The organism is Advenella mimigardefordensis DPN7 (assembly GCF_000521505.1).
Taxonomy (GTDB): Bacteria; Pseudomonadota; Gammaproteobacteria; order Burkholderiales; family Burkholderiaceae_B; genus Advenella; species Advenella mimigardefordensis.
The window spans coordinates 2,643,055-2,664,573 of sequence record NZ_CP003915.1; the positions used below are offsets into that span (position 1 = coordinate 2,643,055).

General features: G+C 55.3%; 17 protein-coding genes. 5 read left to right on the top strand and 12 right to left on the bottom strand.

All coding sequences use genetic code 11. The features are described from left to right. Window positions 1-104: 104 nt before the first annotated feature. From MIM_RS12165 to MIM_RS12205, 9 genes are all read right to left on the bottom strand, one after another. Window positions 105-551 (bottom strand): c-type cytochrome, encoded by a 447-nt coding sequence (locus MIM_RS12165; RefSeq protein ID WP_025373031.1) that lies wholly within the window; start codon window positions 549-551, stop codon window positions 105-107. 140 nt (window positions 552-691) lie between these two features. Further along, complete coding sequence (gene purB / locus MIM_RS12170; RefSeq protein ID WP_025373032.1) at window positions 692-2,068, bottom strand: adenylosuccinate lyase; 1,377 nt, start codon at window positions 2,066-2,068, stop codon at window positions 692-694. A gap of 63 nt (window positions 2,069-2,131) precedes the next feature. Then, window positions 2,132-3,250: a tRNA 2-thiouridine(34) synthase MnmA gene (gene mnmA, locus MIM_RS12175; protein WP_025373033.1), complete on the bottom strand. Its 1,119-nt coding sequence runs from the start codon at window positions 3,248-3,250 to the stop codon at window positions 2,132-2,134. A 49-nt stretch (window positions 3,251-3,299) separates the two neighbouring features. Next, on the bottom strand, window positions 3,300-4,526 hold the full coding sequence (gene glcF / locus MIM_RS12180; RefSeq protein WP_025373034.1) for a glycolate oxidase subunit GlcF: 1,227 nt from the start codon (window positions 4,524-4,526) through the stop codon (window positions 3,300-3,302). A gap of 6 nt (window positions 4,527-4,532) precedes the next feature. After that, window positions 4,533-5,630, bottom strand: coding sequence for a glycolate oxidase subunit GlcE (gene glcE, locus MIM_RS12185; protein ID WP_025373035.1), 1,098 nt, complete (start codon window positions 5,628-5,630; stop codon window positions 4,533-4,535). 8 nt (window positions 5,631-5,638) lie between these two features. Then, window positions 5,639-7,144 carry an FAD-linked oxidase C-terminal domain-containing protein gene (locus tag MIM_RS12190; RefSeq protein ID WP_025373036.1) on the bottom strand — a complete coding sequence of 502 codons (1,506 nt, stop codon included), beginning with the start codon at window positions 7,142-7,144 and terminating at the stop codon, window positions 5,639-5,641. A gap of 220 nt (window positions 7,145-7,364) precedes the next feature. After that, window positions 7,365-8,438 (bottom strand): 3-deoxy-7-phosphoheptulonate synthase AroG, encoded by a 1,074-nt coding sequence (gene aroG / locus MIM_RS12195; RefSeq protein ID WP_025373037.1) that lies wholly within the window; start codon window positions 8,436-8,438, stop codon window positions 7,365-7,367. 393 nt (window positions 8,439-8,831) lie between these two features. Beyond that, complete coding sequence (gene tldD / locus MIM_RS12200; protein ID WP_025373038.1) at window positions 8,832-10,289, bottom strand: metalloprotease TldD; 1,458 nt, start codon at window positions 10,287-10,289, stop codon at window positions 8,832-8,834. A gap of 13 nt (window positions 10,290-10,302) precedes the next feature. Continuing rightward, complete coding sequence (locus tag MIM_RS12205) at window positions 10,303-10,995, bottom strand: DUF4136 domain-containing protein (RefSeq protein ID WP_025373039.1); 693 nt, start codon at window positions 10,993-10,995, stop codon at window positions 10,303-10,305. Between the two features lie 237 nt (window positions 10,996-11,232). Between MIM_RS12205 and pepN the strand changes: the two genes are divergently transcribed. Both pepN and MIM_RS12215 read left to right on the top strand, forming a co-directional pair. Continuing rightward, window positions 11,233-13,959: an aminopeptidase N gene (gene pepN / locus MIM_RS12210; protein ID WP_025373040.1), complete on the top strand. Its 2,727-nt coding sequence runs from the start codon at window positions 11,233-11,235 to the stop codon at window positions 13,957-13,959. An 18-nt stretch (window positions 13,960-13,977) separates the two neighbouring features. Beyond that, window positions 13,978-14,991, top strand: a complete 1,014-nt coding sequence (locus MIM_RS12215) for a class 1 fructose-bisphosphatase (protein WP_025373041.1) — start codon at window positions 13,978-13,980, stop codon at window positions 14,989-14,991. Here MIM_RS12215 and MIM_RS12220 read toward each other — a convergent pair. Beyond that, window positions 14,970-16,034: an aldo/keto reductase gene (locus MIM_RS12220; RefSeq protein ID WP_025373042.1), complete on the bottom strand. Its 1,065-nt coding sequence runs from the start codon at window positions 16,032-16,034 to the stop codon at window positions 14,970-14,972. The genes MIM_RS12215 and MIM_RS12220 overlap by 22 nt on opposite strands. Window positions 16,035-16,140: 106 nt before the next feature. Between MIM_RS12220 and MIM_RS12225 the strand changes: the two genes are divergently transcribed. Next, a complete protein-coding gene (locus MIM_RS12225; protein WP_025373043.1) occupies window positions 16,141-17,088 on the top strand; it encodes a LysR family transcriptional regulator in 948 nt (315 codons plus the stop codon). 146 nt (window positions 17,089-17,234) lie between these two features. On the opposite strand, the gene MIM_RS12230 is transcribed toward MIM_RS12225, so the two are convergent. Next, on the bottom strand, window positions 17,235-18,215 hold the full coding sequence (locus tag MIM_RS12230; protein ID WP_025373044.1) for a quinone oxidoreductase family protein: 981 nt from the start codon (window positions 18,213-18,215) through the stop codon (window positions 17,235-17,237). Window positions 18,216-18,361: 146 nt separating this feature from the next. On the opposite strand from MIM_RS12230, the gene MIM_RS22555 reads away from it, so the two are divergent. Further along, on the top strand, window positions 18,362-18,976 hold the full coding sequence (locus MIM_RS22555) for a MarR family winged helix-turn-helix transcriptional regulator (RefSeq protein ID WP_025373045.1): 615 nt from the start codon (window positions 18,362-18,364) through the stop codon (window positions 18,974-18,976). Window positions 18,977-19,029: 53 nt separating this feature from the next. Here MIM_RS22555 and MIM_RS12240 read toward each other — a convergent pair whose 3' ends face one another. Continuing rightward, window positions 19,030-20,529, bottom strand: coding sequence for a helicase HerA-like C-terminal domain-containing protein (locus tag MIM_RS12240; protein WP_025373046.1), 1,500 nt, complete (start codon window positions 20,527-20,529; stop codon window positions 19,030-19,032). Between the two features lie 251 nt (window positions 20,530-20,780). Here MIM_RS12240 and MIM_RS12245 point away from each other — a divergent pair, with 251 nt between their 5' ends. Then, entirely contained in the window at window positions 20,781-21,518 is a 738-nt protein-coding gene (locus MIM_RS12245; RefSeq protein WP_025373047.1) for a YebC/PmpR family DNA-binding transcriptional regulator, read from the top strand. Window position 21,519: the final 1 nt, after the last annotated feature.

Sequence of the window (21,519 nt, forward strand, 5' to 3'; positions counted from 1 at the left end):
CGTCTCGTGTCACCCATTTTCTGCAACAGCTGTTTCATTAGCACAACAATATAGGCAGGAACATCGAGGGGTGGTGAACGACGCCGGAGGTCAGCAGGACGGTTCTAATCGTCCTTGCGGTAGTTGTCATGGCAGGCCTTGCAGCTTTGCCCCACGCCACCGAAAGCGACTTTGATTTTACTCATGTCGCCCGATTCCGCTTCCGTGGCAAGCCGCTCTACTGCAACCAGCATTTTATCTTTGGCCTTGTTAAAACCATCAGGATCTGAAAACACTTCGTCTTTGGCATCACCGCCCTCTGTGCCCTTATAGAAAGCTTCAAACGGCAGTGGCGCAAGGGTTTTGAGCAGATTGGCGTATTTGGCGAAGGCCTCCTTGTCGTACGGCTGTTCGCCCTTGACCATATGGCCCATACGTTTGAAATTGTCCCCGATAAATTCCATGCCATGATGACGATAATCCTGCGCTTCCTTGGGTTTGAGGAACTCCGCATTCGCTGTCAGGGACAGCAAGGCCATACAGGTAGCAGCAACAACAACCGATGATTTCATTACATTGACTCCCGGATAGATGGTACGCCTATGATAGCGCATGTACGTGACTGTTTACCATCACCCAAATGCACAAAAGGCAGTCGACACCTTGTTCGACCGCCTTTTGCGGGCCCGCCTGAATCATCCGGATTGGACGATCAGATTTTCGCAGCCAGGTCTGCTGCCAGGCCGATATAACTGCGCGGCGTCATCTGCAGCAGGCGCTGTTTGGCTTCTTCGGGCAATTGCAGTTCCTGCACAAAGGTGCGCAGCGCTTCCTCGGTAATGCCACGGCCACGCGTCAGCGCTTTCAGTTGCTCATAGGGCTCAGGCAGGCCATGGCGGCGCATCACGGTTTGCACTGGCTCGGCCAGCACTTCCCAGCATTGATCAATATCACGATCAATGGCCTGCGGATTGAGTTCGAGCTTACCCAGTCCCTTGCTGCATGAATCCCAGGCCACCATGCAGTAGCCTAAGGCCACGCCCAGATTGCGCAGAACGGTGGAATCGGTCAGGTCACGCTGCCACCGCGATACCGGTAATTTTTCTGATAAGTGTTTGAGGACCGCATTGGCCAGCCCGATATTGCCCTCAGAGTTTTCAAAATCGATGGGATTAACCTTGTGCGGCATGGTGGATGATCCCACTTCCCCTTCACGCAGGCGCTGCTTGAAGTATCCCAGCGCAATATAGCCCCAGATGTCCCGGTTCAGATCCAGCAAAATGGTGTTGGCGCGGGCAATGGCGTCAAACAGCGCAGCCATCCAGTCATGGGGTTCGATCTGGATGGTATAGGGATTCTGCGTGAGTGACAAATCGCTCAGTACTTTCTTGCTCAGCGCGGGCCAGTCCAGTTCCGGATACGCGGAGTAATGTGCGTTGTAGTTACCGGTAGCCCCGTTGAGTTTGGCTAAGGGCTTAACCGCAACGATCGCTGCGATTGCCGCTTCCAGGCGCGCCGCCACATTGGCGAACTCCTTACCCATGGTTGTAGGGCTGGCCGGCTGGCCGTGCGTGCGGGCCAGCATAGGTTGCTGCGCAAACTGACGGGCGTTATCTTTCAGCATCGACAACAGGTTCTGCAAGGCAGGAATGATCACCTGATCACGTGAGCGTGTCAGCATCAGGGCATGCGAAGTATTGTTGATATCTTCAGAGGTGCAGGCGAAATGGATGAACTCTGCAGCGGCCGACAATTCGTCATTACCCGCTGCTTTTTCCTTAAGCCAGTACTCCACCGCTTTGACGTCGTGATTGGTTTTTTTCTCAATATCCTTGATGCGCTGGGCATCGGCTTCGCTGAACTCCCGCACCCAGCTGCGCAAGGCGCTTTCGGCAGCAGCCGAGAACGCTGGCAGCTCACTCAAACCAGCCTGCGACAAGGCGATCAGCCAGGACACCTCGACTTCCACCCGATGCGCCATGAAACCGGCCTCGGACAGAAAGGGCCGCAAGGCTGCTGCACGAGAGGCGTAACGACCGTCCAGCGGAGATAACGCATTGAGCGGAGTAATCGAATCTGAAATATTCATAATGAAATAAAAAAATAAAAGTGAGAATTACCGGCAGACGGTCGTTACCCTGCCGGACGAACTTCAGGCAATAATGCCGCCACCCAGGCAGACATCACCGTCGTACAAAACGCTGGACTGGCCGGGCGTGACCGCCCACTGCGCCTGCGGAAATTTCAAATGCAATCGAGCCGGGTCACTACCCGGGACCAGCTCGCACGGCGCGTCTGCCTGCCGATAACGTGTCTTGGCCCCATACGTGCCCGCGACCGGGGCATGACCGGCCACCCAGCTGACTTCGTCGGCAAGCACGTCGTGCTGCAGGAGCCAGGGGTGATCGTGACCGGACACGACATACAGCGTGTTGTTTTGCAGATCCTTGCGGGCCACATACCAGGCGTCGGCAATGCCGTCATCGTTCTGACGGCCTTTGATACCACCAATGCCCAGCCCCTTGCGCTGTCCCAGGGTATAGAAGGCAAGCCCGTGATGCTGTCCGATTTCCTGGCCATCATCAGTCAGAATGGGACCCGGGTTGGTTGGCAAATAGCGATTCAGGAACTCCCTGAAAGGACGTTCGCCAATAAAGCAGATGCCGGTGGAATCTTTTTTGGCGGCATTGGGCAAGCCGAGTTTGTGGGCAATCTGACGCACTTCGGTTTTGTTGATTTCACCTAATGGGAACAGGGCCTTGGACAGTTGCGCCTGATTGAGGCGATGCAGGAAATAGCTCTGGTCCTTGCTGGCATCCAGCCCCTTGAGCAGTTCATATTCAGTGGCGCCCTGCCGCTGCACTGCCCGCACACGCGCATAATGCCCCGTGGCGATGTAATCCGCCCCCAGGGTCAGCGCATGGTCAAGAAACGCCTTGAACTTGATTTCAGCATTACACAGAACATCGGGATTGGGCGTACGGCCTGCAGAATATTCCCGGAGAAATTCCGAAAACACCCTATCCTTATAGTCGGCCGAAAAATTCACCGCTTCGATGTCTACGCCGACCAGATCAGCCACGCTGGCTGCATCGAGCCAGTCCTGACGGGTTGAGCAGTATTCAGAATCATCGTCGTCTTCCCAGTTTTTCATGAAAAGGCCGATGACTTCATAACCCTGCTCTTTGAGCAGCCAGGCGCTGACCGACGAATCGACGCCGCCAGACATACCCACCACTACACGAGGTTTTACAGAAGATTGTTCAGTCATGGGCGATATTTTACCGCCCCGACCGCCCAAACGGGGGAATCCGCGCCTTCTACGCGCTTAAGGCCGCATCCACCACCTCTACCCAGTGCCGTACGGGAGTCTGGGTGCCGGTTTGCAGATGCGACATACAACCCATATTCGAAGTGATGATGACAGAAGGCGACGTTTTGCCGATAGATTCCAGCTTGCGGTCACGCAGGCCTGTTGCGATCTCCGGTTGCAGGACCGAATACGTGCCCGCAGAACCGCAGCACAGATTGGCCTCGCCAAACGCCTTGAGATCAAATCCCAGTTCGCGCAGCAAGGATTCCGTCAGCGGACGCAGCCCCTGCCAGTGCTGAAGCGTACAGGGAGGATGAAAGGCCGCCGAGGCCGGTAATGGCCGCTTGAACCTGGCCTTCAGGCTCGCCGCTTCGGGCGCGATCACTTCGGCAATATCCTTGACATGCTGAACCAGATAGCGTGCTTTTTCCAGATAGTCCGGTTCGTTACGCAAATAAAACGGGTATTCTTTGACAAAGGCGCCACAACCCGACGCATTCATAATAACGGCTTCAACCTGACCGGATTCCAGCAGCGGTACCCAGGCATCAATATTGCTCTTCATTTGAGCAATACTGTTTTTGACCTTATCCAGGTGGAAGTTGACAGCGCCGCAGCAGGTATTGCGACTGACATCAACCGACGAAATCCCGGCAGCATCCAGAACCCTGATGGTGGCAGCATCGATCGACGGCATTAGCGCGGGCTGAACACATCCCAGCGGCACCAGCACCTGGCGCTGATGGCGCCCAGCCGGCAACGCGCCTGCCGGACGGGCTTCCGGCAGTTTGGCCGCCAGGGTGGCGGGCATGAACGAGCGCAGCATGCGGCCCAGTTTCACCGCAGGTGCAAACACCTGTGAGTTCAGGCCTGCCGCCAGCAGCGTGCGCCGAAAGCGGTCTGCCGGGGTACGCACGACGCGTTCCGCCACCAGTTCACGGCCGATATCGACCAGATGGCCGTACTGCACGCCCGATGGGCAGGTGGTTTCGCAATTATGGCAGGTCAGGCATTGATCCAGATGTTTCTGGGTGATGCTGGTGGGTTCCTTGCCCTCAACAATTTCCTTGATCAGATAAATTCGTCCGCGCGGGCTGTCGCGCTCGTCACCAAGAATCTGATAACTTGGACAGGTGGCAGAACAAAAACCGCAATGCACGCATTTGCGTAAAATTGCGTCCACTTCTTCGCCATAGCTGCTGTTTTTTGCCCAGTCGGCAAGATTGGTCTGCATGATACGTTAAATATTCCTGAATAACCGGCCAGAATAAAATGTACCCAGCGGGTCCAGATTGCTCTTGAGACGGCGGGTAATGGCTGCAACCCCGGCACTGACAGGCTGGAACACACCATCTACCGGTTGGCTGACGCCCGTACCGGCACGAAATAATGTCGCGTGCCCGCCGCGCTGGGCTGCGGCATGGCGAATATTGGTCACGTCGCTCACCTGTCTCAGCCAGCGTTGCGCGCCGCCCCACTCCAGTAGCGGGACCGACTCGTTGACCGTATCGGCCAGGGGCGGCACCGCTACGCGCCAGACGGTATCGCCAAAAAACGGATGGGTATGTTCCCTGAGTGATCGCCACAAGTCCTTCGCGATCTGTTCGTCCACCTGCTCACCACCCACAACGCCACAAGCCTGCCTGACGGCAGGTTCTGCGCCGGATACACGCAAATACAGCACCCCCTGCTGGGTATCTCCCTCTGGGATCCAGGCTGACGCACTGATACCCAGCGCTTTGGCCTGCCACTGGCCAAAACACTCAAAGGCTTCTTTCAGGGAGCAGTGACGCTGCAGCGTGACTTCACAAATCGGTTTGGGCAATACCTTGAACGACACTTCCAGGATAGGGCCGAATACGCCCATGGAGCCGGTGAGCAAACGCGACATATCATAGCCCGCCACATTCTTCATCACGGTGCCGCCAAATCGCAATTGCTGCCCTTCGGCATTCAGCAGCACGGTACCCAGTACAAAGTCACTGGCGCCGCCGGCAGCCATGCGACCCGGACCCGCCAGCCCGGTGGCAATCGCACCGCCAATGGTCGCCCGTTCGCCAAAATGTGGCGGTTCCCATGCCAGGCGCTGATTCTGTTCATCCAGCGCGGCTTCAATCTCACTCAGCAAGGTACCGCAACGGGCAGTCATCACCAGTTCTGACGGTTCATAACTGCTGATCCCGGTATAAGGAGTCACGTCCAGTTCTACCAGCTGTTCCGTTTCGGCAATGGCATTACCATAGAATGCCTTGGTGCCACCGCCACGAATGACAATCTGCTTGCGACCTGCCACGGCGGCGGCAACCTGTTCGGCCAGATCTTCTTTAATGAATTTCATAGTGATACTTAGAAACGTTCGATATCGGGAAAAGCGATCTGACCACCATGGACATGCATACGGCCATATTCGGCGCAGCGATTCAGTGTCGGAATCTGTTTGGTCGGATTCAGCAGCATATCGGGATCGAACGCTTTTTTAAGTGCGGTGAAGGCATCCAGTTCTTCCCGCGTAAATTGCGAACACATCTGGTTGATTTTTTCCAGACCCACGCCATGCTCACCTGTCACCGTGCCGCCCACCTTGATGCACAGCTCCAGAATCTCGGCGCCGAAATCTTCAGCGCGCTGCACTGAATCGGGATCATTGGCATCGAACAGAATAAGCGGATGCAAATTGCCATCGCCCGCATGGAACACGTTAGCGCAGCCCAGTTGATATTTCTCTTCCATTCGCACCATTTCATTGAGAACATGGGCCAACTGGTTTTTCGGAATGGTGCCGTCCATACAGTAGTAGTCTGGAGAGATACGGCCGGCAGCCGGGAAGGCATTTTTACGCCCCGCCCAGAAACGCAGGCGTTCCTCTTCAGAATTGGAGATTTGCAAACGGGTTGCTCCGCAATCGGAAAAGACTTTTTCCATCCTCAGAATTTCGTCTTCAACTTCGGCCTCGGTACCGTCCGATTCGCATAGCAGAATCGCCTCGGCATCCAGGTCATAACCCGCCTTCACAAAAGGCTCGACCATGTGAGTGGCCCGTTTATCCATCATTTCAAGCCCGGCAGGAATGATGCCCGAGCCGATAATATTCTTGACGGCCTCGCCGGCTGCTTCAACAGAAGCGAAGCTGGCCATGACCACGCGAGCCAGTTGCGGCTTGGGAATGAGCTTGACCTTGACTTCAGTCACAATACCCAGCATCCCTTCCGAACCAATAAAGGCCGGCAGCAGATTCAGGCCCGGCGCGTCGGGTGCATCTGCACCCAGTTCAATAATGTCACCGTCAATGGTCACGATCCGCAAGCGGATCACATTATGAACCGTCAGGCCGTATTTAAGGCAGTGCACGCCGCCGGCATTCTCGGCAATATTGCCACCAATGGAACAGGCAATCTGGCTGGACGGGTCTGGCGCATAATACAGACCGTAGGCTGCGGCCGCTTCGGACACGGCCAGATTGCGCACACCAGGTTCAACGATGGCGGTCGCTGCTCGCGGATCAATATGTTTAATCTTGTTGAGCTTGGATACTCCCAGCAGCACGCCCTGAGAATGCGGCGTGGCACCACCGGACAGGCCTGTGCCGGCGCCACGCGGCACCACGGGCACACCCAGCTTCTTACAGGTTTTCAGAACGTGAATGATTTGCTCCTCGGTTTCCGGAAGCACAACCACACCTGGCATTTCCTTGAAAAGCGTCAGCCCATCGCATTCAAATGGCTTTTTTTCTTCCACGCGAGACAGCACACAATGCGCCGGCAGTGCGCGATGCAGTTCAGCGATCAGTTCAGAAAAATCCGGCCCGCTTTCAGCGACCTGCGGTGCCTGCCGCAGTTGCGCACTCACATCCATGACAACCCTTTTTTATGACAACTGGTATAAACGTCAAAGTATACTCTGCCCGGCAGTGAACCAAAACGTGATTAACCCTAATGATTATTTCACTCGCACTGTAAAGCAAAATAACTTCGGGGCACATAATGCCCCGAAATACACTGCGGTTGCGGCCGCCGACTTGTGCGCCGGCCATCGCCCTATTCAGCCGGCTCGCCCCCAAGGGCGGCAAACCTGTTCAGCTATTGATATCCGTTTTCTGTTCACGACGCGTGCGCACGGCCTGGGCCAGACGTTCCAGCACCTGAACCGAGGCATCCCAGCCGATGCAGCCGTCGGTGATGCTTTGACCGTAGGTAAGCTCAACACCCTCTTTCAGATCCTGACGACCCGCCACCAAATGACTCTCGACCATCACGCCGAAAATACGATGATCGCCCGCTTCGATCTGCTGCGCCACATCATCGATCACTCGCGGCTGATTTTCATATTTCTTATTGCTGTTGGCATGACTGGCATCAATCATGATTCGACTTGCCAGCCCTGACTTGGACAATTGCTCAGACATCAGATTGATATGCTCAGCGTCATAATTCGGTGCCTTGCCACCACGCAGAATGACATGACAATCGTCATTACCCACGGTAGAAACAATGGCCGAATGCCCACCCTTGGTCACTGACAGAAAATGGTGTGGCTGCGAGGCAGCATTAATGGCGTCGATGGCGATCTTGATGTTGCCATCGGTTCCATTCTTGAAGCCAACCGGGCAGGATAGACCAGAAGCCAGTTCGCGATGCACCTGGCTTTCTGTTGTACGCGCACCGATAGCCCCCCAGGACACCAGATCGGCAATATATTGAGGCGTAATCATGTCCAGAAATTCGCAGCCTGCAGGCACGCCGCTTTCGTTCACTTCCAGCAGTAATTCGCGAGCCAGACGCACACCCTTATTGATGTTGAAGCTGCCGTCCAGATCTGGGTCGTTGATCAGGCCTTTCCAGCCCACAGTGGTACGAGGCTTTTCAAAGTACACACGCATGACGATTTCCAGATCATCGCGGAAGCGATCACGCTGTTCCTTCAGACGCTTTACGTATTCGCGTGCGGCAACCGGATCGTGAATGGAACACGGACCAATAATAACCACCAGCCGGTCATCGGCCGCATGCAGAATGCGATGGATTGCCTCGCGCGTATCATGCACCAGGCCGGACACCTGAGCTGAACAGGTAAATTCACGCATCAGATGAGACGGCGGGCTAAGCTCTTTAATTTCGCGGATACGTAAATCGTCAGTATTGTAGGACACGGAAAACTCCAGATATATCGTTAATCAATCAGTCGAATCGGTTATAAGTTTGCTTAGCCAGCCAGTGCAATGCACAAAACAAAAAAGGCCACCAGGTATTCTGGCGGCCTTTTGATGTTTTGTATCTTCTTTATGCTTTCGCTAAGTACACAACGTCCTTTCCTCCGCCTATTGCGTCGAAAATGTAAAATAAAAAAAGAAAAAGACGTGGCTAACTTGTTTCATAACAGCAATCCTAGCACAGCTTTTTACCGATTGGCACCTCTATCGGCCATCAGCCCCAAAAATAAATCGGGACTGTACCCGCCTGACCACAAAAACGCGGCATGCGAACGGCCAGATTGGCCGCCCACGCAAAAGCAGGCTTATCCAGACCTGTTCCTGTCACATCGCTCAGGCGGTTCCGCCCACCGTCAGACCGTCCATGCGGATGGTTGGCATGCCCACCCCGACCGGCACGCTTTGCCCTTCCTTACCGCAGGTACCCACGCCCGAATCAAGTGACAGATCGTTACCGATCATCGCCACCCGGTTCATGGCATCGGGACCGTTGCCGATCAGGGTTGCGCCCTTGACAGGATAGGTGATGCGGCCGTTTTCGATCATGTAGGCTTCACTGGCCGAAAAGACGAACTTGCCACTGGTGATATCCACCTGACCGCCACCAAAATTAACCGCATACAGGCCTTTCTTGACAGAGGACACAATCTCTTGCGGGTCGTGCTCGCCGCCCAGCATAAAGGTATTGGTCATGCGCGGCATGGGCAGATGGGCGTAGGATTCACGGCGGCCATTGCCGGTCACCTTGGTTTTCATGAGTCGTGCATTCAGTGAATCCTGCATATAACCACGCAGAATACCGTCTTCAATCAACACATTGCGCTGCGTCGGATTGCCTTCATCATCCACATTCAACGAGCCGCGACGATCCTTGATCGTACCGTCGTCTATCACGGTAACCCCTTTGGAGGCGACGCGCTCACCGATACGATCGGAGAAAATGCTGGAGCCCTTGCGGTTGAAATCGCCTTCCAGCCCATGACCCACGGCCTCGTGCAGCAGGATACCGGGCCAGCCTGAACCCAGTACCACCGTCATTTCTCCTGCCGGCGCATCCTTAGCATCCAGATTGGTGAGCGCTTCGTGCACCGCCTTGTCAACATATTCATGCAGCAGCGCATCCGAGAAGTAGTTCAAACCCAGACGACCACCGCCGCCGCCATGACCCATTTCACGTCGGCCATTGCGTTCGACGATCACCGTTACAGACAACCGTACCAGTGGCCGGATATCGGCTGCCAGACGGCCATCGCTACCCACCACCATCACCACGTCATATTCCGCCCCCAGACCGGCCATCACCTGAATCACATGGGGATCTTTGGCGCGGGCGATCGTTTCGACCCGTCCAAGCAAGGCCACTTTTTCGGTGGCAGGCATGGCTGCAATGGGATCATCCTGACCGTAAAGATCGTGCGCCTTGTTTTTGCCATTACCAACCACCTTCATGCGACCTTCGCCCTGGCGCGCAATCGCCTTGACGGTGGTGGCCGACTCCATGAGGGCCTCGGGCGAGAGTTTATCTGAATAGGCAAAGGCCGTTTTTTCGCCCGCCAGCGCACGTACACCCACGCCCTGAGAAATGGAAAAGCTGCCTGTCTTGACAATACCCTCTTCCAGACTCCAGCTTTCGCTACGCGTGTACTGGAAGTACAGATCGGCGTAATCGACCTTATGGGTAAAAATCTCGGCCAGTGCCGCGGCCATATGGTTTTCATTCAGGTCCCAGGGATCCAGCAGCAGGGATTTTGCCGTTGCGACTGCCTGGAGATCAGATTCAATAGGTTTCATGTAAGGGTGTCTTCTAAGGTTTCTTTACTGTTATGGCAGGCGCAGTACCTGCAACGCCTGTCTTGTTACGTTCAAACTCTACGGTGCGAACCTGGCCGTTCTGGCCGGGAAACTGGTCAAACACCGAAGCGGCCAGATAGGGCATGACTTCGGGCAGTTCGCGCTCGCGTGAATCGGCCACCGCACTGGCGCGAAATACCTCATTGCCTGCCTGCTGCCGGTCACGAATATACACCGTCAGCGAATAGCGATGATAAGGCACCGGAACCAGCTGATAGCGCGGCGCCATGGCAAAGCCAATGCTGCTGTAAAACGGATTGCCATAATAGCCATATGGGAAGCCCATGCCCAGCCCCAGTGTTGGGTACACATCATAATCGCCGGTTTCCCGCTGAACCATTTGCTGACGCACATCGGTACGGGTGGTGTAACCCACCTCAAAGCGGGCGGGCTGACGACCCATCGCTTCGGTCAGACCGGTGCGGAACATATGATTGCGAATATAGCCGGTATAGGCAGCCTGTTCCAGATTCTGCGGCTGACTGTCGATAAAGCGGTAGTGCTGCCCGGTAACGCCAGCGGGCCATTGCTGAAACGAAGTAACCTGCGTTGTGAATTCACTGGTAGTCGAGCAGGCTGCCAGACCCGATAAAAACAACCCGGCCAAAACGAGGTTCCCGATACGGGACACTTGCAGATGTCGCATGCTTCTTTCTCCTGCCAATCACACGCTATTATCATAGACAGCCGGCCACGCCCGCCATGCGCTGCAAACTGTACTTCAATTTTGACATAAAACGTCTTTTAAGGTTCCAATTCGGGGCAAGCCCCTATAATTAGGACAAATAGATACGAATCGCTTTTTTTCAAGTGAACCGCGCCGGTCGTACCGGCGGTTCGCTTTCCGTTCACCAGCACCACAGTGACCACCATGCCTACAGAATTGACCGAAGAAAACAGCCCGACCGTTTATCGCAGCGACTACCAGCCCTATCCATTTACGCTTGATGCAGTGGCGCTCAATGTCGAGCTGGACGAAAACCGCACTGTCGTCACCTCTACCCTCTCATTCACCGCAAAGAACGCAGCGCCAGCCGATCTCGTGCTCAATGCCGAAGATATCAGTCTGGACGCGCTGCATCTGGATGGCCAGCCGCTGGGGGCAGACGCCTATGAATTAACCCCGGACCTATTGGTTATTGCGCAACTGTCCGGTTCTTTTGAGTTGCGCGTCCAAACGACCCTGGATCCGGCAGCCAACTCCCTGTTCATGGGTCTTTACAAATCAGGTAGCGGTTTTTTCACACAGTGCGAAGCCGAAGGCTTTCGCCGCATCACCTATTTCCCCGATCGTCCCGACGTGATGAGCATTTATACCGTCACACTGTCGGCAGACAAGGAAAAATACCCTTATCTGCTGTCCAACGGGAATCTGGTCTCATCTACCGATCTGCCCGACGGCCGCCATCAGGCAGTATGGCACGATCCGTTTCACAAACCCAGCTATCTGTTCGCGCTGGTTGCAGGCGATTTCGATGTCCGCGAGAAAACCGTCAAAACCCATAATGGCCGTGACGTCCTGTTGCAGATCTACAGCGACAAGGGCAGCCGTGACAAGACCGAATGGGCGCTGGCGTCGCTGGAGCGTTCGCTGGTCTGGGATGAAAAGCGCTTCGGGCTGGAACTGGATCTGGACCGCTTTATGATTGTTGCCGTGCGCGACTTCAATATGGGCGCCATGGAAAACAAGGGCTTGAACATTTTCAATTCCGGTTATGTCCTGGCTGATCCCGATACTGCCACCGATGCCAATTTTTCTGCCGTCGAAGCCGTGATCGGCCACGAATATTTTCACAACTGGACCGGCAATCGCGTCACCTGCCGCGATTGGTTTCAGCTCAGCCTGAAAGAAGGCCTGACCGTTTTTCGCGACCAGGAATTTACAGCGGACATGATGGCCGCAGGGCTGGATGACCAGGCCGCCGCCAGTGCCCGCGCCGTCAAGCGAATCGACGACGTCAGTGTCTTGCGCGCCGGCCAGTTTCCTGAAGACGCCGGCCCCATGGCGCATCCTATCCGCCCCGACAGCTACGAGTCCATCGGCAACTTTTATACCGCGACCGTTTATGAAAAAGGTGCCGAAGTCATACGCATGCAGCACACACTGCTGGGCGCGCACGGCTTTCGCGACGGTATGGACGAATACTTTCGGCGCCACGACGGACAGGCCGTGACCTGCGACGATTTCGTCAATGCCATGGAATACGTCTATACAAAATCCCATCCGCAACGCGATCTGTCCATTTTCAGGCGCTGGTATTCTCAGGCCGGCACGCCTCGCGTGCAGGTAACCATGAACCACGACGCCGCACAGCAAACGGTAACCCTGACTCTGTCACAGCAAACGCCTCTGGTAGGCGTTGAAAAGATCCGCAAGGATTTTGTGAAAAAGCCTTTCCATATTCCCTTTGCGGTCGGACTGCTGTCGGCCGACGGGCAGCCGCTGGCGCTCAATGAGATCAACGACAGCGCCAGCCAGCTGAACACGCCCGATCCCAAGGGAGAACACACGCGCCTGCTGGAACTCACCGAACAAAGCCAGTCCTGGACGTTCACCGGCATTGCAACCAAACCCGTTCCATCATTGTTACGCGACTTTTCCGCCCCGGTTATCGTCCAGTATGAATGGACGGAGAAAGAGCTGGCCGTGCTGGCCCAGTCAGACCCCAATCCGTTCGCCCGCTGGGAAGCCGGCCAGGCACTGGCAACCCGCGAGATTCTGGGGCTTACCAATGCATTGCAAAAAGGTGAGCAGGCAGCCCTGTCCGAGACCTTTGTACAGGTCTGGAAAAACAATCTGCAGGATGCCGGCCTGGATGCCGGTTATCGTGCCCGCCTGCTGACACTGCCTTCGGAAAAATTCCTGGCAGAACAAATGGATCCGATAGAGCCTGTATGGCTGTCCAGAGCGCGCCAGGCTGTCCGTGAAAATCTGGGTAAAGTGGCTGCAACCGAATGGACTGCCACCCTGCAGGACAACGACACGCCCGGGACCTATAGCCCGGATCCGATCAGTGCCGGCCGCCGCAGCCTGAAAAACCTCGCCCTGTCCTACCTCATGGCGGCGGGCGATGAGGCAGCGTGCCAGCAGGCCCTGGTTCAATATCAGGCCGCACAGAACATGACCGATTGCATGGGTGCGCTGGGTGCTATCGTCAACTATCACCACGGGGATAAACGCCAGGAAGCAATTGTTGATTTCTACGAGAAATGGCAACATAATCCGCTGGTCATCGACAAATGGTTTGCCCTGCAGGCTACGGCGGCCGACACCCGTACAGAAACCATCCGCGGCCTCATGGCGCATCCGGCCTTTTCATTGCGCAACCCCAATCGCGCACGTTCACTGATCTTCCAGTTCTGCATCAACAATGCTGAAGGGTTCCATAACCAGGACGGCTCCGGCTATGCCTTGTGGACCGAAGCCGTACTGGCGCTGGACAGCATCAATCCTGAAGTGGCTTCCCGTCTGGCGCGTGTCATGGATAACTGGGCGCGCTATACTCCCGCACTACAATCACAAATGAAATCGTCGCTTGAACAGGTCCGCGATCACGAGGGTCTGTCCAGCAATGTAAGCGAGATTGTTTCCAAAGCATTGCGTATTTAATTATTTTCCGGAGACCTTATGTCACGAAAAACCCTTACCCAGTATCTGGTAGAGCAGCAGCGCAACAATAATGCCATCGAGGCAGAAGTGCGCCTGCTGGTAGAAGTTGTTTCGCGCGCCTGCAAGGCCATCAGCCATGCTGTCAGCAAAGGTGCGCTGGGCGGCGTACTGGGAAGCCTGGAAAGCGAAAATGTTCAGGGCGAAGTACAGAAAAAACTTGACGTCATGTCAAATGAAATTCTGCTTGAAGCCAATGAATGGGGCGGCCATCTGGCGGGCATGGCGTCCGAGGAGATGGAAACCATCCATCACATTCCCAACCGCTACCCAAAGGGCGAATACCTGTTGTTGTTCGATCCCCTGGACGGCTCCTCCAATATTGACGTGAACGTCTCCATCGGTACTATTTTCTCTGTTCTGAAGGCGCCCGCCGATATTTCAGGACGCGAAGTAACCGAAGAAGATTTTCTGCAACCGGGCAGCCAGCAAGTGGTGGCAGGCTATGCCGTATATGGCCCGCAAACCATGCTGGTGCTCACAATCGGCAATGGTGTGATGGGCTTCACGCTGGATCGTGAACTGGGCAGCTGGGTAGTGACCCACGAGAATATGCGTGTGCCCGAAGATACCAAGGAATTTTCCATCAATATGTCCAATATGCGCCACTGGGCACCGCCAATGCGTCAGTACATCGAAGACTGCCTGGCCGGCACGACCGGGCCAATGGGCAAAGACTACAATATGCGCTGGATCGCTTCCATGGTGGCCGATGTACATCGCATCATGACGCGCGGCGGCATTTTCATGTATCCCTGGGACTCACGTGATCCGAAAAAACCGGGCAAACTGCGCCTGATGTATGAAGCCAATCCAATGAGCTTTATCATTGAACAGGCTGGCGGCATGGCCACAGACTCGGTCAACCGTATCATGGATATCCAGCCGACCGAGTTGCACCAGCGCGTCGGCGTGGTGCTGGGTTCCAAAAATGAAGTCGCCCGGGTGAAAGACTACTGCGCCGGATCAAAGTGATTTAACCGGATCGCATCTATTTCATCCATGATCTGGCTGTCCAGCGTCAATCCGTTGACAGCCAGAATTTCTTTTAGCTGCTCTGGTGTCCTGACACCGATAATCGTACTGGCAACCTGCCATTTTGTATTGCAGAATCCAATTGCCAATTGCACCGGCGTCAAATCATGCCGGCGCGCCAGTGCGTTATAAACACGTGCTGCGTCCAGCGCGGCCGCACGACCCCAGCGCTGCTTTTGCACCGACTCGTACCGTGCGATCCGGGCTTCGGCAGGCGCTTGTGGACCGGTGATGCCGGACTCATCATATTTTCCGGTGAGCAAACCAAAAGCCAGCGGTGAATAGGCCAGCAACGACACATCCAGCTGATGGCAGGTCTCGTCCAGTGCATTTTCGTAGGATCGGTTCAATAAACAGTACGGATTCTGTATGCTGGCCACGCGTGGCAAATTCTCAGCCTCGGCGATCCGGATAAATTCACTCACGCCATAGGGCGTTTCGTTGGACAGCCCGACGTAGCGGATTTTTCCTTCCCGCACCAGTCTGTCCAGGGCACGCAATTGTTCTTCGATAGTGCTTTGGTCCGAGTTGGTTTTTTCCGGATCGAAATAGCGATTGCCAAACGCCGGTACCGGCCGGGCTGGCCAGTGAATCTGATACAGGTCGATATAATCTGTCTGCAGACGCTTCAGGCTGCCTTCGCAGGAACGGATGATATCGTCCGCAGTCATGCCTGCTCCTTCACGCACCCAAGGCATGCCGCGCGAAGGCCCGGCCACCTTACTGGCCAGTACAACAGACTGACGCGCCTGCGGGTTTCGGCTGAACCAGTTGCCGATGATGGTTTCGGTTGCACCGAAAGTTTCGGCACGAGCTGGCACCGAGTACATTTCCGCCGTATCCAGGAAATTAATACCCTGCCCGACGGCCTGATCCAATATTTCAAATGAAATAGACTCGCTAACCTGTTCGCCAAAGGTCATCGTACCCAAGCAAATATCGGTTACTTCCAGATCACTTTTCCCCAGCTTTACTGTCTGCATAACCATCCTTAGAAATGAAGAGAACATGTTCGATTGTAATGCGACTTTGCTGCATCAAAAATTTTGAACTTATAATTAGAAGATCTATCTTTGCCGCAAAAGCCACATGAATACGCCGCCAACACGAGAAATCCACCAGGTGCTCACACCGGAAATCATCCAGATGCTAGTGCTGATTGCAGAAAAAGGCAGCTTTGCGGCAGCCGCACGCGAGCTGAATCTGGTTCCCAGTGCCCTTACCTACCGCGTCCGGCAGGTCGAAGATGCGCTGGATGTCCTGCTTTTTGATCGCAAGTCCCGCCATGCCGCACTGACACCGGCGGGCAAGGAATTGATTGATGAAGGACGGCAACTGCTGAACTCGGTGGAACAGATTGCGCATCGCGTCAAGCGCATTGCCACTGGCTGGGAGCCGCTGCTGACGATCAGTGCAGACACGATTGTGTCGCGCAAGGTACTGTTCGAGTTGTGTGAAAAATTTTTTGCGCTCAGTGTGCCGACGCAATTGCGGATTCGCGAGGAAGTACTGGATGGCACGTGGGAAACCCTGATCGCCGGTCACGCGGATCTGGCCATTGGCGTGAGCAGCACACTGCAAAGCCCGGATATTGTTTCGCTGCCCCTTAACAAAATTTCATTTGTGTTTGTCGTGTCACCCGGACATCCGCTGGCCAATGTTCCGGAACCCCTGCCAGAACAACTGATCGCTCAATACCAGTCAGTGGCAGTCGCGGACTCAGCAAGGTACGCGCGCCGCATTTCCTATGGCATACAGGCGATGCAAAAAGTCTTTACTGTCCCCAATCTGCAGGCCAAGGTGCTGGCCCATCGAATGGGACTGGGCTGCGGTTTTCTACCCTACTCGCACGCCAAACCCTATCTGGAAAGCGGGGAGCTGATGATGAAAAACGTGGCGGCCTGCCCGCGGGAGGAACACAGCAATTATGCCTGGCGCAAGCCCGCGCATGGCCGCGCTATCGGCAAAGGTCTGCAATGGTGGCTGACGGAACTGGAAAGTGAGGAAACCCGCCAGGCGCTGATGGGTAACGATTAAGGATGAAGGGGTGGCGACTAAGGTGTTACGATTAAGAGGTTAGGACTAGGGGTTACGACTAAGAAGCTACGCCTACGGTGTATCGGGCACAGACAGGAAGGCGTTGTTGCCAGGCCTCCCTGCCCGTTGTGCCCGCTTCTGCCGGACTAGTCCAGCGTAATGACGGTGGCGCCGGTTGTCTTGCGCGAAGCCAGCGCCTGATGTGCCTCTGCTATGTCTTCCAGGCTGTAGCGCTGATCAATCTGCACCTTGATTTTCTTGCTGCGGATCATATCAAACAGCTCGTCGGACGCCGCCTTGAGCTTTTCAGGGGTATCAACATGGGGCCCTAGCGTGGGCCGGGTCACATACAGTGCGCCCTTGCTGGCCAGAATACCCAGATTCACACCGGTAACCGCGCCTGAGGCGTTGCCGAAGCTGACCATCAGGCCTCGTGGCTGCAGGCAGTCCAGAGAACGTTCCCAGGTGTCCTTACCCACCCCATCATAAACCACCGGCACTTTCTTGCCGTTAGTGAGCGACAGCACACGCTCTACCACGTCTTCCTTGCTGTAGTCGATAGTCGCCCAGGCGCCATGTGCCAGCGCAATATCCGATTTCTCGGGGCTGGAGACGGTACCGATCAGTTTTACACCAAGAGCCCTGGCCCACTGGCAGGCAATCAGGCCCACGCCCCCTGCTGCCGCATGGAACAGAATGGTTTCATGCCCCTGTAGCCGGTAGGTCTGGCGGAACAGATATTGCACGGTCAGGCCCTTGAGCATGACCGCAGCCGCTTCATCGAACGACAGAAAGTCTGGAATCTTAAGCACGTTGACGGCTGGCACATTGCGCACTTCTGCGTACGCGCCAATAGGGCTTTGTCCATAAGCGACACGATCGCCCTTTTTCAGATGCGTTACCCGGCTGCCAACGGCCTCGACGATACCGGCAGCTTCAAAACCCAATCCATGCGGCAACTGCTGTGCATAAAGACCGGTCCGATAGTAAATATCGATGAAATTAAGGCCGATCGCCTTTTGCACGATCTGCACTTCGTTATCTGCCGGTGCGCCGACTTCTTCGGTAACCACCTTCATGACACCGACATCGCCGTGTTCGCTGATCTCTACTTTTCTTGATGACATTGCCACCACACCCTCCTGAGTTTTGTATTAGCCACAATGAATGAAACAGATTAGTGTATTTAAGACGATACGCTGTATTAAATCAACGGAGTCAGTTAAAATAAATATTATGATACAGTCAAAATCTGCTTAGGCAGTAATTAAAAATGAATACAGGCACGCCCCCCCTTTCTCCTGAAGCCACTCAACAGGATCCCGCCGTTGAATCCAGTGCGATTAACGAGGCTTGCGGCCCTTTGTACACCAGCGCGGCAAACAATAAAGGGCTCAAGAACATCGGCTATCTCATCCGGCTCAATTTTCATTCCATTTCGCAAATGATTGAAGCCGAAATGGAGCCGCTGGGGCTCACCTCCTCGCAATGGCACCCAATTGCGATTATCGGACTGAACAAAGCCAATACCCCGGCCAGCGTCGCCCGCACCGCAGAAGTGGATACCGGCGCCATGACCCGCACTCTGGACCGTCTGGAAAAAAAAGGCTTTCTCAAGCGTCGGCGCTCAACGAACGATCGCCGGGTCGTGGAACTGGAATTGACGGAAAAAGGCCACACCGTCACAGAAAAACTGATGCCTGCTGTCTCACGCGCGCTCAATGCCCACCTCAAGGGATTCACCGACGAAGAAGCCACATTGCTGATCAGTTTTTTGCAGCGAATGCAGCAAAATGGCAACACCGAGACCTACGAACGTCTGCTCAAAGAACTCGAAAACGACGAGGGTTGCGTCCTGTCGTGTAACAAAAATCCCTCGGCAACCTGAGCCATCGCAGCAACAGGCGCTCCCGGGTACCGGCAGCGCCCTATCTCACTTAACTAGCGTTTTTTGCCGCCAATCAGCGACCCCAGCACGCCACGGATCAATTGGCGCGCGGCGCCACGCACATAGCTTTTAGCCACTTGCTGAACAACGCCATCGCGGCGCCCGCCGCGCGGACCGGTGGAACCCACCATCAGATCCTTGACCATACCCAGGATATCGTTGCCTGTGTCTGCTGCTCCTGCCGACTTGGCCGAAACCTGTTCCGCATTTTTTTGCTCGGTCCGTTTGGCCAATACTTCAAATGCAGACTCGCGGTCAACCACCTGATCGTACTTACCGGCAAACTGAGACTGATTGCGCAGGGCCTGACGTTCTGCATCGGTGGCAGGGCCGATACGGCTGGCCGGGGGCATGACCCAGCCGCGCTGCGTAATGCCCGGACTTCCCTTGGCATCCAGAAACGACAACAAGGCTTCACCAACGCCCAGTTCGCCAATGGCCTGGGTGATATCCAGTTCCGGGTTGGGGCGCATGGTTTCGGCAGCCGTTTTTACCGCACGCTGATCACGTGGCGTAAAGGCACGCAATGCATGCTGCACCCGGTTACCCAGTTGACCCAGGACCGTTTCCGGGATATCCAGCGGGTTCTGCGTCACGAAAAACACGCCGACGCCCTTGGAGCGTACCAGCCGCACAATCTGTTCGATTTTCTGTAACAACGCCGCCGGCGCATCGGTAAACAGCAAGTGCGCTTCATCAAAGAAAAACACCAGACGCGGCTTCTCGGGGTCGCCAATTTCCGGCAGGGACTCGTAAATCTCCGCCAGCAGCCACAGCAAAAAGACCGCATACAGCTTGGGCGACTGCATCAGCTTGTCTGCGGCCAGGATATTGACAACGCCCTGACCATTGGCATCGGTACGAATTAAATCATGTATATCGAGCATGGGTTCGCCGAAAAAAAGATCGGCACCCTGCGACTCCAGCTGCAGCAAGGCGCGCTGAATCGCCCCCACTGAAGCTGCCGACACATTGCCATAGTTCTGGCGCAGTTCGCTGGCGCGGTCTGCGACGTTTTGCAGCATCGCCCGCAAATCCTTGAGGTCCAGTAGCAATTGCCCTTCATCGTCAGCGACCTTGAACACCAGATTCAGCACACCCGTCTGGGTATCGTTCAAGTCCAGCATCCGTGCCAGCAGCAACGGGCCCATGTCGGACATGGTGGCCCGCACAGGATGGCCCTGTTCGCCGAACACATCCCACAAGACGGTGGGCGCTGCGCCCCATTGCGGGGTTGGCAAGCCATATTTCTGCAGGCGTTCCTGCATTTTGGGGCTATCGGTACCGGCCTGGGAGATACCGGTGAGGTCCCCCTTGACGTCTGCCATGAATACCGGCGTACCCAGACGCGAAAAAGACTGGGCCAGCACCTGAAGCGTAACCGTTTTGCCGGTGCCGGTCGCCCCGGTGATACAACCGTGACGATTGGCCATCTGTGGCAGGATGACGACATCTGTCTGACCACTTTTTGCAATAAGTACCGGATCTGCCATGAGTTTCCCTTTGTATCGATGAACGTGCTGCGAGCGTTTCCCGACCCTGGTTCTGCACGTAGTGAACAATCGGCGGCCAGCGCGGCGACAGCGCCCTGGCGACGACGCCTGTACGCACAGCAAGCCTGCGCAGGAACAGCGCTGGCTGCCTGAATGTCGGTAAAACGACGTAAACAAGCCGTATTCTATAAAAGTTTATGACTGTTCAGGGTAAAATTCCTTATTTTGCTACTTCAAGAGTTAATCAAACCATGGCAGGTCACAGTAAATGGGCAAATATCCAGCACCGTAAAGGTCGCCAGGATGCCAAGCGCGGAAAAATCTGGACAAAAATTATTCGGGAGATCACGGTGGCTGCACGTGCCGGCGGCCCTGATCCGGATAGCAACCCGGCCTTGCGCCTGGCCTGGGACAAGGCCACTGCTGCCAATATGCCAAAAGACAACATCCAGCGCGCCATCACGCGCGGTGCCGGCGGCGCCGATGGCGACAACTACGAATCCATCCGCTATGAAGGCTATGGCATCAGTGGGGCGGCGGTCATTATCGATTGCATGACCGATAATCGCACCCGCACGGTGTCGGATGTGCGCCACGCGCTGACCAAACACGGTGGTAATCTGGGCCAGGACGGTTCAGTGGCATTCATGTTCAAGCATTGCGGCCAGTTTATTTTCAGCCCGGACTATTCTGAAGACCAGATCATCGAAGTGGCGCTGGAAGCCGGTGCCGAAGATGTGGTCACCGATGAAGAAGGACTGATTGAAGTGCTGTGCGAACCGCCACTCTTTTCCGATGTACGCGCCGCGTTTGAAAAAGCCGGCCTGAAACCGGAAATGGAAGGCGTTATCATGAAGCCATTGAACGAAACAGAGCTCACCGGCGACGACGCAAAAAAAATGCAGAAAATTCTTGACCAGCTCGAAAGCCTGGATGACGTGCAGGAGGTGTACACCACCGCTGTCTTCAATGAAACGGAAGAAGGATAAG